The following is a 15,805-nucleotide window of genomic DNA, read 5'->3' on the forward strand; positions in this document are numbered from 1 at the left end:
AGCCGAGGATGCCCACACTCACCTGGCAGAAGTCGTCCTACTGCCCCGAAGGCAATTCCTGCGTGCACGTCGCCGCAGGCACCGCCGGAACGATCCATCTCACCGAAAGCGGCGACCCCACCGCATCCATACTCACCGCCGCCCCCGCCACCTTCCGCACCCTCCTCCACACCCTCAAGCACAAGGAACCGCTCCGTGGCTGACATCCCCCCGAACCTGGACTGGATCCGCGCCGCCCCGGACGACGCGACCGGCCCGGGCCCCTGGATCGAGCTCGCCTTCGGCGACAACGACTTGGTCTACATCCGTGAAACCAGTGACCCCACGAACATCGTCACTACTACGCAGAAGAAGTGGGACGCGTTCGTACTGGGCGTACAGGCAGGCGAGTTCGACCACTTCGTAGAGGGAGTAGAGGAACTGGAGGAAGAAAAATCCTAGGTACGACAACAACACGCCGCACCCTGCTCACCGCGACGGCCACAACGGCCGCACTCGCGCTCACCGGAGGCCCGGCACAAGCAACCCCCCGTACCCGGAACGCCGCACACACCCGCCTGCGGGAACTGGAAGAGCAACACGGCGCCAGGGTCGGCGCGTTCGCGTACAACCTCCGCACAGGGGCGACCGTGCGGTACCGGGCGTCGGAGCTCTTCCCGATGTGTTCGGTGTTCAAGACGCCGGCGGTCGCGGCGGTGCTGCGGGACCTGGACCGGCACGGGGAGACACTCGCCAGGCGGATCCACTACACGGCCGAGTACGTCGAGGCGGCCGGAGGCGGGGCAGTGACCGTCAAGTCGGAGAACATCGCCTCCGGCCTGACCGTCGAGGAACTGTGCGACGCGGCGATCCGCTTCAGCGACAACGGCGCCGCCAATCTCCTGCTCCAAGAACTCGGCGGCCCCACGGCGGTGACCCGCTTCAGCCGGTCACTCGGGGACCCGAAGACCCGCCTGGACCGCTGGGAGCCGGCCCTCAACTCGGCGGAGCCGGGACGGTTGGAAGACACGACCACCCCGGGCGCCATCGCCCGCACGTACGCGCACCTCGTACTCGGCAACGCGCTGGACGCCGAGGACCGCACCCGTCTGACGGGCTGGCTCCTCGGCAACACGACCGGCGGTGAACGCCTGCGCAAGGGCCTGCCCCAGGACTGGACGGTCGCCGACAAGACGGGCACGGGCCGGCACGGGACGGCCAACGACGTGGGCATCGCCTGGACCCCGGACGGAACCCCCGTCGTCGTGGCCGTGCTGACCACCAAGCCCGATCCGGCCGCCACCGCGGACAACCCGCTGGTCGCGAAGACGGCCACCGTGCTGGCGGATGCCGTGAACTGACGCGGACGGCGACGAGCGGCGGCCCACGCCCAACAGGACACCGTGATCAGCGCGACGTCTAATGGACGTGACGGTATGTCTCCGCTGGGAGCGCTGGGAGCAACCCATGCGACTGCGTCGGCTGGGTGAATGGTGCGCGCGGCACTTCGTGACCGTCATCGTGCTGTGGCTGGCCGCCCTCGTCGCCCTACAGATGCTCAACCGTTCGTTCGGCGGGGAGTACGAGGACAACTTTTCGCTGCCGGGAGTCCAGTCGCAGCAGGGCCTGGACGTCCTGAAGGAGCACGATCCGGCGGCCGGCGGCTACAGCAGCCAGATCGTGCTCCAGGACAAGTCGAAACCGCTGACCGACATGGACTCACCGATGTCGCAGACGGTCGGCGACCTACAGAAGCTGCCGCACGTCCTCGCCGTACAGAACCCGTTGCAGTCCACCTCGGGAGAGTCGGGGCAGTCGGCACCGTCGAACGTCGGCCCCCTCTCCTCCGACGCCAAGACCGCCTACATCACCGTCCGTTTCGACGTGCAGCCCTCCACTCTCGGCGACGGCTATCTCGGTGGCGTGGACAACTCGGTGCAGCCGCTGCGCGCGGCCGGTGTGGACGTCGAGTACGGCGGGCCGCTGGGCGAGTTGGCCAGGCCCGAGGCGGACGACCGGGTCAGCGAGCTGATCGGGTTCGCGGTGGCGATCGTCGTACTCCTTGTCGGGTTCGGGAGTGTGATCGCCGCGGGCATCCCGCTGCTCACCGCGCTGATCAGCGTGATCGGCGGGCTGGCCTGCCTGGGACTGCTGGCGTCCGCGTTCACCTTCGCCACCGTCTCACCCACCCTGGCCACGATGATCGGGCTCGGTGTCGGCATCGACTACGCGCTGTTCCTGATCACCCGGCACCGGCAGAACCTCATGGACGGCGCGGATCCGGTGGCGGCCGCCGGTCGCGCGACCGCCACCAGCGGTCGGGCCGTCCTCGTCTCCGGCTGCACCGTGATCATCGCGCTGGCGGGGCTGTCGGTCTCCGGAGTCTCGTTCATCGGCAAGCTGGGGGTGGCCGCGGCCGTCACCGTGGTCTCCGCGGTCATCGGCGCCCTCACCCTCGTACCGGCACTGCTCGGCCTCATCGGCACGCGCATCGACCGCTACCGCGTACGCCGCCCGGTCGCCGAGACGGACGCCGAGCCCGGCGCCCCCGCGCACGGCACCTGGCACCGGTACGCGCAGCGCGTGGAGCGGCGGCCGTGGTGGTTCCTGGCCGGCGGAGTCGTCGTCGTACTGGTGCTGGCGATCCCCCTGTTGTCCATCCAGCTCGGTCACATCGGGGACGGGGCAGACCCGAAGTCGTTCACGGACCGGCGGGCGTACGACATCATGGCGCAGTCCTTCGGCCCCGGATCGAACGGTCCGCTGACGGTCGTCATCGACCAGACCGACGTGCCCTCCGACCAGCGCTCCGCCCTCGCCTCCCAGGCGCAGAAGGACCTCACGGACGTGGCGGGCGCGGCCACCGTCACCCCGCTCACGCCGACGAAGGACGGAGACGTGCTGGTCGGCACGGTGTACTCGAAGGCGGCCCCGCAGAGCGCCTCGACCACCGACCTCACCAACCGCCTCGTCGACGAGACCCTGCCGCAGGCCGTCTCCGGTACCGCAGCCGACGGCTATGTGACCGGCACGACCGCCGCCCAGGTCGACTTCCGCGACATCGTCGCGAACCGCCTTCCGCTGATCATCGGGGTCGTCGTCGCCCTCGCCTTCCTGATCATCCTTATCGTCTTCCGCGGCCTGCTGGTGGCCCTGAAGGCCGCCGTCCTCAACGTGCTCTCGATCGCCGCGTCGTACGGCGTCGTCGTCGCCGTCTTCCAATGGGGCTGGGGCGGGCCCGCGTTGGGCGTCGAGGGCAAGGTGCCGATCGAGAGCTATGTGCCGATGATGATGTTCGCGATCATCTTCGGGCTGAGCATGGACTACGAGATCTTCCTGCTCTCCCGCGTCCATGAGGCCTGGCTGCGCACCGGCGACGCGAAGGCGAGCGTGGCGCACGCCCTGGAGATCACCGCCCGGGTGATCACCTGCGCCGCCCTGATCATGGTGAGCGTCTTCGCCGCGTTCGTGGTCAGCGACAACGTGGTGGTCAAGATGCTCGGACTCGGGCTGGCCGTCAGCGTGTTGATCGACGCGACCGTCGTACGACTGCTGCTGGTGCCGGCGGTCATGACGCTGCTGGGCCGGCACGCCTGGTGGACACCCCACTGGCTCGACCGCCTCCTGCCGCATCTGGACACGGAGGGGGAGAAGGCGGCCTGAGCTACTCGGACTCGGGCTCCGCCCCGGTGTACGCCGCCGTGGTCCGGTCCGCCGCCTCGCGCGCCCCGGCCGCTTCCGTCCCTGCCGCCACGCTCGCCTCGTACCAGCCCTCGCTGCTCAGCGTCACGAACCGCCGCCCCTCCTCGGACGCCGTCCAGGCCGCGAACTCCTGCGGGTCGACGGCGTTCCCGGACGCCAGGTGCAGGGTGAGACCGGTGAGCCCCAGGTCCCAGCCGACGCCGACCGCGCCGGGCCCGAACTCCGCCCAGCGCTCGTCGTCGACGTGCGCGATGTGCTGGAGCTCGAAGCGGGTGCCGCCCTCCTCGGCGGGCGTCAGCCGCAGCTCGATCCAGCTGACCTCGCCGCCGTACTCCCAGGTCGCGTGGAAGCTCGACGGCGGTTCGCAGCGCTCGATGGTGCCGCCCGCGTTGCCCTCCAGCTGGTACTTGCCGCCGACGCGGAGGTCGCCGGAGACCGGCAGGAACCAGCGTGGGATCCGTTCGGCGTTGGTGCAGGCGTCCCAGACGTCCTCGACCGTCGAGTCGTACGTCCGGCTCACCGTGACCACCCGCACCTCGCCCGCCTCGAAATCACGGGTGCCGACCTGGCGCCGTACGGCATTGATCTGATGGGTGACGTCGATCATTGCGGTCCTCCTCGGACTCCTCGGACGATCATTGTGGTCCCCCCGGATCCGCCTGCTCACCGTCGCCGGACTCGCTGCCGAGCCGGCGCTCACGCTTGCCCCGGGCCAACTCCGTGGCCAGGGCGTCCAGATGGGGCGTCCAGAAGCGGCGGAACCGCTCCAGCCAGGCGTCGACGTCCCGCAGCGGCTCCGCGTTCACCGCGTACAACCGCCGGGCTCCCTCCGGCCGTACTGTCGCAAAACCGCTCTCCCGCAGCACCTTCAGGTGTTGCGAGACCCCGGGCTGCGAGATCCCGAACTCCACCGCGATGACCTCACACACCGCCCCGGAGCTCATCTCGCCATCGGCGAGCAGCTCCAGGATGCGGCGGCGTACAGGATCACCTAGGACGTCGAATGCATGCACGGCCTCACTATATCACCCATGGCTTATATAAGTGGTGAGTGAGGGGATGTGATCGGTGCGATAGCCATGCATCACCGCTGCGCCACCGATGACTTTCCTGTGAGCCGAGTCAAGCCACCGTCAGCTTCCGGCCATCGGGGCGCCATTGAGCGGTAAGCCGACAGCCTTGGTTCAGTAAGGCGGAAGTCAGGATTCCAGATGCCTCTTGTTGTCACGTACTCAACAAGGGATGGTCATCCGCGGGCCGATCAAGCCCACCGCCGGGGACACCGGACCGGCGGCACACCACTCCCGCACCGCCCCTGTCAACCAGTCTCAGGAGGCTGTCCGTTGCTTACCGAATCCCCCAAAAGACCTGCGATACGTCACAGTTGGCGCCGCCTGGGTGCCGCAGCCCTCGGCACCGCGGCCCTCGTCCTCGCCGGCTTCGGCACCGCCGCCCCGGCGGGTGCCGCCCAGGCCGTCGCGACCAAGTCCCCCTCCCCCGCGGTGACGTGGACCCGCGCCTGCGCCACGCCCACCAAGGGCCAGATGGCCTGTAAGGCCCTCCGCGTCACCGGCGGCACGACCGCGTTCCAGAAGGAGCAGCAGGCCCAGGCCCGCACGGACGCCGTCACACCCGATGCCGCCGACGCCTCGACCCCCTCCGGCTACGGGCCCGGCGACCTCCAGAGCGCGTACGGCCTGACCTCGGCCGCCGCCTCCAACGGCTCGGGCGAGACCATCGCGATCGTCGACGCGTACAACGACCCGAACGCCGAGGCGGACCTCGCCAAGTACCGGACGTACTACGGGCTCTCGGCCTGCACCACCGCCAACGGCTGCTTCAAGAAGGTCAGCCAGACGGGCTCCACGACCTCCCTGCCCACCAGTGACGCGGGCTGGTCCGAGGAGATCTCCCTCGACCTGGACATGGCCAGCGCGGTCTGCCCGAACTGCAGCATCCTGCTCGTCGAGGCCACCTCCGCCTCCATGGCCAACCTCGGCAAGTCGGTGAACGAGGCCGTCACCCTGGGCGCGAAGTACGTCTCCAACAGCTACGGCGGCTCCGAGTCCTCCTCCGACTCCACCTACGACACCTCGTACTTCAAGCACACGGGCGTCGCCATCACCGTCAGCGCGGGCGACTCCGGCTACGGCGCCGAGTACCCGGCGGCCTCCCAGTACGTGACCGCCGTCGGCGGCACCGCCCTCTCCGCTAGCTCCACCAGCCGCGGCTGGAGCGAGAGCGTGTGGGAGACCAGCAGCACCGAGGGCACCGGCTCCGGCTGCTCCGCGTACGACGCCAAGCCGACCTGGCAGACCGACACGGGCTGCACGAAGCGTGCGATCGCCGACGTCTCGGCCGTCGCCGACCCGGCAACCGGCGTCTCGGTCTACGACTCCTACGGCATCACGGCCGGCTATTACACCTTCGGCGGCACCAGCGCCTCCGCCCCGATCATCGCGGGCGTCTACGCCCTCGCCGGCACCCCCTCCACCGGCTCCTACCCGGCGAAGTTCCCCTACACGGCGGCCGGCACCTCGGCCCTCAACGACGTGACCAGCGGCACCAACGGCAGCTGCGGCTCCAGCTACCTCTGCACCGCCACGTCGGGCTACGACGGCCCGACCGGCTATGGCACCCCGGAGGGAGTCGCAGCCTTCACGGGCTGACCTCCGGGGCAACAGGAGCCGCCGATGGAGGAACGTGGGGTTCATCGGCGGCACAAGTGAACGGGTCGCGGCTACCAGCCGCGGCCCGTTTCCGCGTCCCGCAACAACGCGGGATAGCCTTCACGCTGACGGTCACTCGGCCACACCCCGCGGACGCGCGACCGTCCGCAGTTCATGAGTAGGGGTTAACGACGGAACCACACCACAGGTTCCGCACCAACTTCATTGCCCGGCGTAACGAGCCGTGATACACAGAGTGACCATGCGATCCTTCGCATACCGTCCCACACACCCCGTAAGGGATCCCGCGTGGGCCATCCACGAGGGAACGGCAAGGGATTCGTACGAAACTCGCCAATCAATGACGCCAAGTCGACATCCGACAGCGCCATCGTCGGCGAGAATGGGCCCGACCTCTGCGCACAGGGCAGAGGGTGCAGAACTACCCACTAGGGGCGGTGACTTACATGCTTTTCGCAGCCGAAAAGGGCGACATCACCACAATTATCGGCGGGATCGCTCCGGACTGGGGTCCCTTCGGCAGCCTGGGCAACGAAGCCAAGACGATGGTCCAGGTGGTGATGGCGGTCGCCATCATGCTCTGCCTCGGGATCGCGATCTGGGGCGCGGCCAAGCAGCGCATCGGCGCGACGGCCCTCCGGGACACCTTCAGCGCCGAACAGGGCAAAGGCCTCATCATCGCGGGTCTCACCGGAGTCTTCATCATCGGATCCCTCGGCACGCTGTTCACCATCGTGTACGGCATGGCCGTCTAGGGCGGGCCGGGCACGCCCGGATCCTCTTCTCTCCCTCCGACCCACCCGTCCGTCGTGCCCACCGGCTGAGGTTGCGTTTCCCTGATGTCGAGTCACCACACCGCGCCCGCGCGGGAACCAGCACGGCTACCGTCGTACTACGCGGTTCAGCGAGAGGTTGAGGGGGCGTACGCGGCATGAGTCTCGGTGACGAACCCGGATACGGCGACGGATCTCGCGGCGAGGACGGCGGTTACGGCGGCTCCGGCCAGACCCGGACCAGACTCCCCGGCGATGGAACCGGCGACGTGTACGGCGGTGCCCGCCGCGGGCGGTCCTCCTCGCGAAGCCTGATCACCGTCGTCGGCGTCGTGGTCCTCCTGATCGCCGCGATCGCCTTCGCGAACCGTGGAGACGACGGCTCTTCCGCCGGCGGAAGCAGCGGCAACAACGCGGAGACCTCGCCTACGGCGGCTTCGGGGGAACGGCCGGTGGGGTCGAAGGAGTCGGGGATTCCTTTGGGGTTTGCGCACAGTACGGTCGGAGCGGAGAGCGCGGCCACCAACTACGGCGTGGCGCTGGGCTCGACCGGCATGTTCGACACTGTGCAACGGCAGGCGATCGTCGACGCCGTGTACACGCCCGACGTCGCCGCCGCGCGGCAACCGCAGCTCGACACGGCCTACTCCAGCGAGGAGTTCCTGACCAAGATCGGGCTGAACAAGGACGGGGCCGCGCCGGCGGGCCAGACCTTCGTCTCACGGATCATCCCGGTGGGCACCAAAGTCACGGAGTCCACCGCCGACAGCGCCACGGTCGAGCTCTGGTACACCTCGCTCTTCGGCCTCTCCGGCGACGGCTCCACGAACCCCGTGGCCGAGAGCTGGTACACGACGACGTACAAGATGGCGTGGACCGACGGAGACTGGAAGGTCACCGACTTCACGCAGAAGGACGGGCCGGTGCCGGTCGGCCGGGACCAGCAGGCCTCCACCGCCGACGACATGACCAAGGCTGTCGAGGAGTTCGGAGGGTTCACGTATGCCCGCTAACAAGGCCCGCCGTGCCCTCTCACTCGCCGCCACTGTGGCCGCGGTGCAATCGGCCGCCGTCCTCCTGGCCACCAAGGCGCTCGCCGCCCCCACCCCCACTCCCAGCAATGACCCCTGCGAACTCATCCGCGGCCCCGCCAAGGACTACTGCGAAGGCGGCAGCGGCACCACCGGAGGCGGAGGCGGCACCACCCCCCTGCCCTCCACCCTCGACCCCCTCTCCTCCCTCGCCCAGGGCTGCGCCGACGCCGCATCCTGGACCATCGACCACCTCAGCGCGGCCGTCAAGGACACCGCGACCGTCGACTTCACGAACCAGGCGTTCCGCCAGCAGTACGCGGTGGTGTTCGCGGCGTCGACGATCCTGACGCTGGTCCTGTGGCTGCTGGCCGTGTCGAAGAGGGCGGTGCGAGGCGTCCCCCTCACCACCGCGCTCGGGGAAGCGGTCGGGTTCCTGTGGCTGACGGTGCTGGCATCGGCGTTCACCCCGCTGATCCTCTACACGGTCGTGTCGGCGACGGACGGCGTCACGGAGGTCCTGGCGTCGACCACGGGCAACCAGACGGACACGTTCTTCGGGAACTTCTCCGAGGCGCTGGCCAAAGGCCAGGACATCGGCGGCGGCCCGATCATGCTGATCATCGTGTCGATGGTGTCGATCCTGGCGGCCGGAGTGCTGTATCTGGAGCTGGTCATCAGGGCCGCCCTCCTCTACGTGGGCGCCCTGCTCGGCGTCGTCGTGTACGCGGGCCTCGTCGACAAGAACCTGTGGGGCCACGTCCGCCGCTGGGCGGGCATCATGATCGCGGTCATCCTGGTCAAACCGGTGATCGTGATCGTGCTGGGCCTGGCCGGTGCACTGTCCACCTCGGACGGCCCGGACGCGTTCTCCGCCGTCGTCTCAGGCCTCGCCATCATCCTGCTCGCGATCTTCGCCAGCGCGATGATCTACCGCTTCGTACCGGGCTTCGGCGACGAGATCGCCAACTCCCGCAACAACCGCATCATGCAGGGCGCCGAGAGCAAGGCCGCCGCCGTCATGAGCTCCCCGGCCACCCTGGTCGCCCAGGGCATCAAGACCCACAGCACCCGTGCCGACAACGGCGGCGGTGGAGGTGGCGGAGGCGGCAACAGCCAGCCGCGCCCCGCCAACCCCGTCTCCGGCGGCGTGGCCGCACACAGCACCCGTACGTCGAACGGGGGCGGCGGATCCGTCCCCCCTGCCGCGCCCGCACCCCGTACGAACCCGACGAGTACCCCGCACGCCCGCAACAACCGCACGGGAGGTGAAGGGCGTTGACGACCGAGTCCCACGTGTCCCACGTGATCACGCCCCGCCGTACATATCTGATCGGCCGCGCCCGGCCGAACGCGATCGTCGGCCGGAACCGTGAGTCCGGCGAGATCGTGCTGATCATCGCGGGCGCGTTCCTTGGCATGATGTGCGGCTTGCTCGTCCCGGTGCTGTCCCTGCGGATCGTGCTGCTGATGGGCTTCCCACTGGTGGCCATCGCGGCGGTGTACGTCCCCTACAAGCGCCGCACGTTCTACAAGTGGTTCGAGATCAACCGCAGTTACAAGCGGAGCCTGCGCCAGGGAACGGCGTACCGCAGCAGTGTCATGGAGGCCGGTACGCGCATCGAGGGGCGCGAGGTCGAGGTCGGGCCGCCGCCCGGCATCGGGCGGATCAACTGGCTCGCGGCACCCTTCGGCCCGGACGAGATCGCCGTACTCCTGCACGCCGACCGCCGCACGGTCACCGCCGCGATCGAGATCGAGGGCCCGGGCGTCGGCCTGCGCGACTCCGAGGACCAGGAAGCCCTGGTCGACCGCTTCGGCACCCTCCTCAAGCACGTGGCGAACGGCGACGGCTTCGTCACCCGCATCCAGATGCTCGCCCGCACGCTCCCCGCCGACCCGGACGCACACGCCAAGGACGTCTCCGTACGCGGCGACGAACGCGCCCCCGGCTGGCTGCAGCAGTCGTACGACCAGCTCCAGTCCATGGTGTCCACGAGCAGCGAGCAGCACCGCGCCTACCTCGTCGCGTGCATGCACTTCAACCGCGAACTGGCCGCCGAGGCACACGCGATGGCCCGCGCGGCGCGCCCGCAGGGCGGCCGGAAGCTGGACCGCGACGCGGGCCTGGCCGTCGTCATGGCACGCGAGCTGACCGACATCTGCTCCCGCCTCCAGGAAGCCGACATCCGCGTACGACAGCCGCTGGGCCAGGGCCGGCTCTCCTCCCTCGTCCACTCCATGTACGACCCGGACCACCCCATCGACCACATCCAGGCGATGACGAAGCGCAACGCCTGGCCCGCCGAGCTCGACGCCATGGAACCCACCTACCTCCAGGCGAAGACCCGCGAGTCCTCCACCCGTGCGCCCTGGTGCCACTCCACGGCCTGGGTGAAGGAGTGGCCGATGACACCGGTCGGCGTCAACTTCCTTGCCCCGCTGCTCGTCCACACCCCGGACGTGATCCGGACCGTGGCCGTCACGATGGACCTCGAACCCACCGAGATCGCCATCGAGCGGATGCTGACCGAGAAGACGAACGACGACGCCGAGGCCAGCCGCGCCGCCAAGATGAACCGCACCGTCGACCCGCGTGACGTCGCCGCCCACGGGCGTATGGACCAGCGTGGCGAGGACCTCGCGAGCGGCGCGGCGGGCGTGAACCTCGTCGGCTACATCACGGTCAGCTCCCGCTCGCCCGAGGCCCTCGCCCGCGACAAGCGGACGATCCGCGCCTCGGCCGGCAAGTCGTATCTGAAGCTGGAGTGGTGCGACCGCGAGCACCACCGCGCCTTCGTCAACACGCTGCCGTTCGCCACCGGAATCCGCAGGTAGGGGCTGATGTTCTGATGGGGCTGATGCTCTGATGCGGGATCCGCTGTCCACGGCGACCGACGCCTTCACGTCCTTCCTCTTCGGCAAGATCGAGACGACCCGGCTCCCTGTCCGCACGTCCACCGGCCAGGCCCAGGCCGTCTATCTGCCGACCGCCGCCCCGGGCCTCGGCGACTCGGGCGTCATCATCGGCCGCGAGGTGTACTCCGGGAAGGGGTACATCTACGACCCTTTCCAGCTGTACGGGCAGCAGCTCCCGGCGCCGCACTGGCTGGTCCTCGGAGAGTCCGGCAACGGCAAGTCGGCGCTGGAGAAGACGTACGTACTAAGGCAGTTGCGCTTCCGCGACCGCCAGGTCGTCGTCCTCGACGCGCAGGGCGAGGACGGCGTCGGCGAGTGGAACCTCATCGCCGAGGAGCTGGGAATAACCCCCATCCGGCTGGACCCCACCGCCGCCCTGGACATGGGGATCCGGCTCAACCCGCTCGACCCGGCGATCACGACGACCGGCCAGCTCGCGCTGCTCCGGACCATCATCGAGGTCGCGCTGGGCCACGGCCTCGACGAACGCTCCGGCTTCGCCCTCAAGGTCGCGCACGCCTACGTGAACGAGACGATCGTCGAACGCCAGCCTGTCCTGATGGACATCGTGGAGCAACTGCGCCACCCCGAACCGGAGTCGGCCGAGGCGATGAACGTCGCCATAGACGACGTACGGGCGTGGGGCCTGGACGTGGCCCTGGTCATCGACCGACTGGTCGACGGTGACCTGCGGGGCATGTTCGACGGCCCGACGACGGTGGGTATCGATTTGGACGCGCCCTTGATCGTCTTCGATCTCTCCCACATCGACCGGAACTCCATCGCCATGCCGATCCTGATGGCGATCGTGGGCGTCTGGCTGGAGCACACCTGGATCCGCCCCGACCGGAAGAAGCGCATCTTCCTGGTCGAGGAGGCCTGGCACATCATCAACAGCCCCTTCGTGGCCCAGCTCTTCCAGCGCCTGCTGAAGTTCGGGCGCCGCCTGGGTCTGTCCTTCGTCGCGGTCGTCCACCACCTGTCCGACGTCGTGGACGGGGCGGCGGCGAAGGAGGCCGCCGCGATCCTCAAGATGGCCTCGACACGAACGATCTACGCCCAGAAGGCGGACGAGGCCAGGGCTACGGGGCGGGTACTGGGCCTCCCCAGGTGGGCAGTGGAGATCATCCCCACCCTCACCCCCGGCATCGCGGTCTGGGACGTCAACGGCAACGTCCAGGTGGTCAAACACCTGATCACCGAGACCGAACGCCCCCTCGTCTTCACCGACCGCGCCATGACCCAGACCTCCGCCGAACTCATCGCCGACGACGCGCTGCACGCCGCGGAACTGGAGGCGGAGGAGCGCGCGGCAGCCTTCATGGAACAGCACCTCAGCGATCTCGACGGTTCATCCGAGTCCACGGTGGCGTGAGAACGGCGGCATGAGGACGGTGACGTGAGATGAGACGGGAAGAGCGCGGGCACGGGCACGGCGAGGAACGGGGCGTGCCCGACGGGTTGTTGGTCGGCGTGCTGGCCTTCCTGCTCGGCATGACGCTGATGGTGTGGACGTCCGCGGGTTTCGCGGGACTGTTCTCCCAGGGAGCATGGCCGGACGCCATCACCTTCGCCCGTACGCCACTTGCCATGCGTCACCTCATCGGGCAGCCGCACGACCTGACGGGGGCGTGGCCGGACACGCCTGCCGATCAGTTGTCGGGGTGGGGGCTGTTCTGGGGACTCTTCATCGGTCAGCTGATGCTGCTGGTGGTGATCACGGTGTTCGTGATCGGAACCGTGGCGAGGTGGCGGGCGGGGAGGGTGAGACGCGGGGCGAAGGCGGCGGTGCCGACGGCGCCCTTTGCGGCGGAGGGCGATTGGGCGGGTGAGCGGGAAACCCTTCGCGCCGAAGGCGCGGAATCCACAACGCACCGGCGCCCGCCAACGCAGGAGCAACCATTGCGGGCGACGGCTCCCTTGAGAACAGGGGGTGAACGGGCGGGCGGGCAGGAAGCCCCCGCGGAAACCACAAAGCAACCGCAACCGCAACCACAGCCACAACCGCAACCGCAACCGCAACCGCAACCGCTGGAGCAGGCCGAGCGGGCGGCCGGGTGGGAAACCGTCCGACTGGGCCCCGCCCACGCCCGCCACCCCCAAGCCGTCCAGGCAATCCAGGACGCCGAGGGCCCCGCCATGGTGGTCACCTCGAACCCCAGAACGTGGTCGGACACGAAGGACGCCAGAGCCAAGCTCGGCCCAGTCCTCCTCTACGACCCCGCGCACCTGTGCGACACCCCGGCCCGCCTCCACTGGTCCCCCTCCACCGGCTGCGAGGACAAGGCCACCGCCGCAGCAAGAGCCACCGCCCTACTCACCCCCGTACGCCCCACCGCCAAGGTGGACCAGCCCATGGCAGACGTAGCGGAAACGCTCCTGCGCAGCTACCTGCACGCCGCCGCCGTGGAGGGCAAACCGTTCCGCCATGTCCACCGCTGGTCACAGGGCATGCAGGTACAAGACGCGGTACGAGCCCTGCGTACCAACCCCAAAGCCGCATCCGGCGCCGCAGGCGAACTGGAGGCGGCTCTCACCTCGCACGCCGAACGCCGAGACATCGCGCAGGAGTTGACGGCCCGCGCCCTCTCCGCCTTCTCGACGGTCAACGTCCGCGAATCCTGCACCCCAAACCGAACTGACACCCTCACTCTGGATTCTTTCGTGAACGAAGGGGGCACGCTCTATGTGGTCGGTGAACCCATCGAGGACCCCAGGGCGAATCCCGGCGCGATGCCGCTCCTGACGGCCCTCGCCTCAAGCGTGGTCGAGCGCGGCCGGGGCATGGCCGAACGGTCATCTTCCGGTCGCCTCGACCCACCATTCACCCTCGTCCTGGACGACGTGGCGGCCGTGGCCCCGCTCCCCCAGCTCCCCGAGCTCCTGTCCTCCGGAGCGACCCGGGGCCTCCCGACCCTGGCCCTCCTCCGCTCCCAGGAGCAGGCCAGGTCCCGCTGGCCGCAGTACGACCTCCCGCTCTAGGACCTGTCCCCACCACCAGGACCTGCTGTCCTGGTCAGTAGGACCTGTCGCGGCCGCTAGGACCTCGCCTGGCCACGCCTCTCCGCCGGCCGAGCGATCACGAACTCCAGATCCCGATCTCCCGGACGCCCCGGCGTCGGCACGATCACCCCGCTCGGCAGGAACCCGGCCTTGCGATAGAACGCCTCGGCGCGCCCGTTCTTCTCGTGCACGAACAGCCTTACGCGCTCAAGCCCGCTCCCCCAAGCCCACTCCAGGGCGGCGTCGAAGAGCGCCCCGGTCACCCCGGCCCCACTCCCCCGGTGCTCGGGTTTCACATACACCGCCACCAGATGCCCCTGACGCCGCTCGACCAAGCCCCCGAAGACATCCCGCTCCCCGGCCTCCTCGACCAGCACCGCCACGGACCCGTCCCACACCCCGCCCTGCCCGACGGCCACGAACTGCCGCCGCTCGGCCGTCCCCTCGGCGGCCCGCGCCGCCCGCTCCCGCCAGAACACATCGGGCCTGGCCGCGGCCTCCTCGTACGTCTCCAGGAACGCGAGATGAGCGACGGGGTCCCGCAGTGAGGTGAGCCGCAGCTCCTTCACCTCGGCCCACTCATCGGAACGTATGGAACGAATCACGTGGTTCATGAAAGCCACGGTATTACCTGCCTACGACAGCGCCCACCGGATATCCACCCTGCCGACACCTGTCGTCAGGGCCCCCGTCATGATCGTCCTCATAGGACGTCAGACTGACGTGGAAGCCCACGAGCACCCGCCCCCAACTCCCCATGGAGAAGCGCCGCATGCCCAAGGTCCAACTCGACGAACTCCGCAACGTGATCCACCCTCCGGGCAAGCTGGACAGCAGGGCGGAACACTGGGCCGGCCGCCTCTACATGCGCGCCCTGTCCCTCCGGGTGACCCGCCTGATGCTCGGCACCCCCGTCTCGCCGAACCAGATCACGGTGGTGATGGTGTTCGCGGGAGTTCTCTCCGGGGTGGCCCTGCTCCTGCCGGGTCTGGGCGGCGCCGTACTCTCCGTCCTCTTCATGCAGCTCTACCTCCTGCTCGACTGCGTGGACGGCGAAGTGGCCCGCTGGCGCAAGCAGTTCAGCCCCCTCGGCGTCTACCTGGACCGCCTCGGCGCCTACCTCGCCGACGCCGCGGTCATGGTCGGTATGGGGCTGCGCGCCGCTGAACTCGGCCTGGACCCCTACCTGGTGGCCGGCCTGGCAGCAGCCATCGGCGTCCTGCTCCTCAAGTCGTCCTCCGACCTGGTCCACGTGGCCCGCTCGGACAGCGGCCTGCAAAAGGCCACCGACCAGTCCGTGGTCCCCCGCTCCACCGGCCTGGCCCGAGTACGCCGCCTGGCCGCCTCCGTCCAACTCCACCGTCTGTGCAACGGCATCGAGGCCACCATCCTGCTCCTCGTGACCGCGATCGTGGACAGCGCACTCGGCGACCTGACAGCAACGAAGATCGCGACCGTGGCCATCACGGCGATCGTGTGGCTGCTCGTCCCCGCCCACATCGTCTCGATCGTGTCCTCGTCCCGCCTGAAGTAATTACTGTCGGAACGGGAGCCAGTGCCGGGGTATGCCCCCCATACCCCGGCACCAATAGAACAGAGATAGCCAGAGGACCTTCAAGCACACAAAGCCTCTGAACGCAGAAAACCCCCGTACCGTTTCCCGGTACGGGGGTTTTCTCCAAAAATAGTTCGGCGGCGTCCTACTCTC

General features: G+C 68.9%; 15 protein-coding genes. 12 read left to right on the forward strand and 3 right to left on the reverse strand.

Annotated elements, in window-relative coordinates; all coding sequences use genetic code 11:
- Positions 1–8 precede the first annotated feature (8 nt).
- From ACIPC1_RS36430 to ACIPC1_RS36445, 4 genes are all read left to right on the forward strand, one after another.
- Entirely contained in the window at positions 9–203 is a 195-nt protein-coding gene (locus ACIPC1_RS36430) for a DUF397 domain-containing protein (RefSeq protein WP_402525138.1), read from the forward strand.
- On the forward strand, positions 196–441 hold the full coding sequence (locus ACIPC1_RS36435; RefSeq protein ID WP_384380980.1) for a DUF397 domain-containing protein: 246 nt from the start codon (positions 196–198) through the stop codon (positions 439–441). The genes ACIPC1_RS36430 and ACIPC1_RS36435 overlap by 8 nt, the downstream gene beginning before the upstream one ends.
- On the forward strand, positions 435–1,340 hold the full coding sequence (gene bla / locus ACIPC1_RS36440) for a class A beta-lactamase (RefSeq protein ID WP_402525192.1): 906 nt from the start codon (positions 435–437) through the stop codon (positions 1,338–1,340). Before ACIPC1_RS36435 ends, bla begins: the two co-directional genes overlap by 7 nt.
- Before the next feature lie 61 nt (positions 1,341–1,401).
- Entirely contained in the window at positions 1,402–3,642 is a 2,241-nt protein-coding gene (locus ACIPC1_RS36445) for an MMPL family transporter (protein WP_402525142.1), read from the forward strand.
- 1 nt (position 3,643) lies between these two features.
- Here the strand turns inward: ACIPC1_RS36445 and ACIPC1_RS36450 are convergent, their stop codons facing one another.
- Together ACIPC1_RS36450 and ACIPC1_RS36455 are read right to left on the reverse strand one after the other, a co-directional pair.
- The gene (locus ACIPC1_RS36450) at positions 3,644–4,288 is read right to left on the reverse strand and encodes an SRPBCC family protein (RefSeq protein WP_402525144.1); all 645 of its coding nucleotides are present in this window, start codon (positions 4,286–4,288) and stop codon (positions 3,644–3,646) included.
- Positions 4,289–4,316: 28 nt separating this feature from the next.
- Positions 4,317–4,694 (reverse strand): ArsR/SmtB family transcription factor, encoded by a 378-nt coding sequence (locus tag ACIPC1_RS36455; RefSeq protein WP_402525146.1) that lies wholly within the window; start codon positions 4,692–4,694, stop codon positions 4,317–4,319.
- A 330-nt stretch (positions 4,695–5,024) separates the two neighbouring features.
- On the opposite strand from ACIPC1_RS36455, the gene ACIPC1_RS36460 reads away from it, so the two are divergent.
- The 7 genes from ACIPC1_RS36460 (at position 5,025) to ACIPC1_RS36490 (ending at position 14,076) form a co-directional block, all read left to right on the forward strand.
- On the forward strand, positions 5,025–6,350 hold the full coding sequence (locus tag ACIPC1_RS36460) for a peptidase S8 (protein WP_402525148.1): 1,326 nt from the start codon (positions 5,025–5,027) through the stop codon (positions 6,348–6,350).
- A gap of 467 nt (positions 6,351–6,817) precedes the next feature.
- Entirely contained in the window at positions 6,818–7,126 is a 309-nt protein-coding gene (locus ACIPC1_RS36465; protein WP_266459173.1) for a hypothetical protein, read from the forward strand.
- A gap of 176 nt (positions 7,127–7,302) precedes the next feature.
- Positions 7,303–8,157, forward strand: coding sequence for a hypothetical protein (locus ACIPC1_RS36470; RefSeq protein ID WP_402525151.1), 855 nt, complete (start codon positions 7,303–7,305; stop codon positions 8,155–8,157).
- Complete coding sequence (locus ACIPC1_RS36475; protein ID WP_402525153.1) at positions 8,147–9,457, forward strand: hypothetical protein; 1,311 nt, start codon at positions 8,147–8,149, stop codon at positions 9,455–9,457. Before ACIPC1_RS36470 ends, ACIPC1_RS36475 begins: the two co-directional genes overlap by 11 nt.
- Complete coding sequence (locus ACIPC1_RS36480) at positions 9,454–11,013, forward strand: SCO6880 family protein (protein ID WP_402525155.1); 1,560 nt, start codon at positions 9,454–9,456, stop codon at positions 11,011–11,013. Before ACIPC1_RS36475 ends, ACIPC1_RS36480 begins: the two co-directional genes overlap by 4 nt.
- Before the next feature lie 31 nt (positions 11,014–11,044).
- Entirely contained in the window at positions 11,045–12,469 is a 1,425-nt protein-coding gene (locus tag ACIPC1_RS36485; RefSeq protein WP_384381001.1) for an ATP-binding protein, read from the forward strand.
- 29 nt (positions 12,470–12,498) lie between these two features.
- Positions 12,499–14,076: a type VI secretion protein gene (locus tag ACIPC1_RS36490; RefSeq protein WP_402525158.1), complete on the forward strand. Its 1,578-nt coding sequence runs from the start codon at positions 12,499–12,501 to the stop codon at positions 14,074–14,076.
- A 56-nt stretch (positions 14,077–14,132) separates the two neighbouring features.
- Here ACIPC1_RS36490 and ACIPC1_RS36495 read toward each other — a convergent pair whose 3' ends face one another.
- A complete protein-coding gene (locus tag ACIPC1_RS36495; RefSeq protein WP_402525160.1) occupies positions 14,133–14,711 on the reverse strand; it encodes a GNAT family N-acetyltransferase in 579 nt (192 codons plus the stop codon).
- A gap of 158 nt (positions 14,712–14,869) precedes the next feature.
- On the opposite strand from ACIPC1_RS36495, the gene ACIPC1_RS36500 reads away from it, so the two are divergent.
- Positions 14,870–15,631: a CDP-alcohol phosphatidyltransferase family protein gene (locus ACIPC1_RS36500; protein ID WP_402525163.1), complete on the forward strand. Its 762-nt coding sequence runs from the start codon at positions 14,870–14,872 to the stop codon at positions 15,629–15,631.
- The last annotated feature ends 174 nt before the right edge of the window (positions 15,632–15,805 follow it).

Origin of the sequence: Streptomyces sp. NPDC087263, from assembly GCF_044744645.1 — a bacterium.
Classification (GTDB): Bacteria; Actinomycetota; Actinomycetes; order Streptomycetales; family Streptomycetaceae; genus Streptomyces.

Bases quoted from the DNA above. Each gene is read 5' to 3' on its own strand.
- ACIPC1_RS36430 (WP_402525138.1), top strand. From the start codon at position 9: ATGCCCACACTCACCTGGCAGAAGTCGTCCTACTGCCCCGAAGGCAAT.
- ACIPC1_RS36445 (WP_402525142.1), top strand. From the start codon at position 1,402: ATGGACGTGACGGTATGTCTCCGCTGGGAGCGCTGGGAGCAACCCATG.
- ACIPC1_RS36450 (WP_402525144.1), bottom strand. From the start codon at position 4,288: ATGATCGACGTCACCCATCAGATCAATGCCGTACGGCGCCAGGTCGGC.
- ACIPC1_RS36465 (WP_266459173.1), top strand. From the start codon at position 6,818: ATGCTTTTCGCAGCCGAAAAGGGCGACATCACCACAATTATCGGCGGG.
- ACIPC1_RS36470 (WP_402525151.1), top strand. From the start codon at position 7,303: ATGAGTCTCGGTGACGAACCCGGATACGGCGACGGATCTCGCGGCGAG.
- ACIPC1_RS36475 (WP_402525153.1), top strand. From the start codon at position 8,147: ATGCCCGCTAACAAGGCCCGCCGTGCCCTCTCACTCGCCGCCACTGTG.
- ACIPC1_RS36485 (WP_384381001.1), top strand. From the start codon at position 11,045: ATGCGGGATCCGCTGTCCACGGCGACCGACGCCTTCACGTCCTTCCTC.
- ACIPC1_RS36490 (WP_402525158.1), top strand. From the start codon at position 12,499: ATGAGACGGGAAGAGCGCGGGCACGGGCACGGCGAGGAACGGGGCGTG.
- ACIPC1_RS36495 (WP_402525160.1), bottom strand. From the start codon at position 14,711: ATGAACCACGTGATTCGTTCCATACGTTCCGATGAGTGGGCCGAGGTG.
- ACIPC1_RS36500 (WP_402525163.1), top strand. From the start codon at position 14,870: ATGCCCAAGGTCCAACTCGACGAACTCCGCAACGTGATCCACCCTCCG.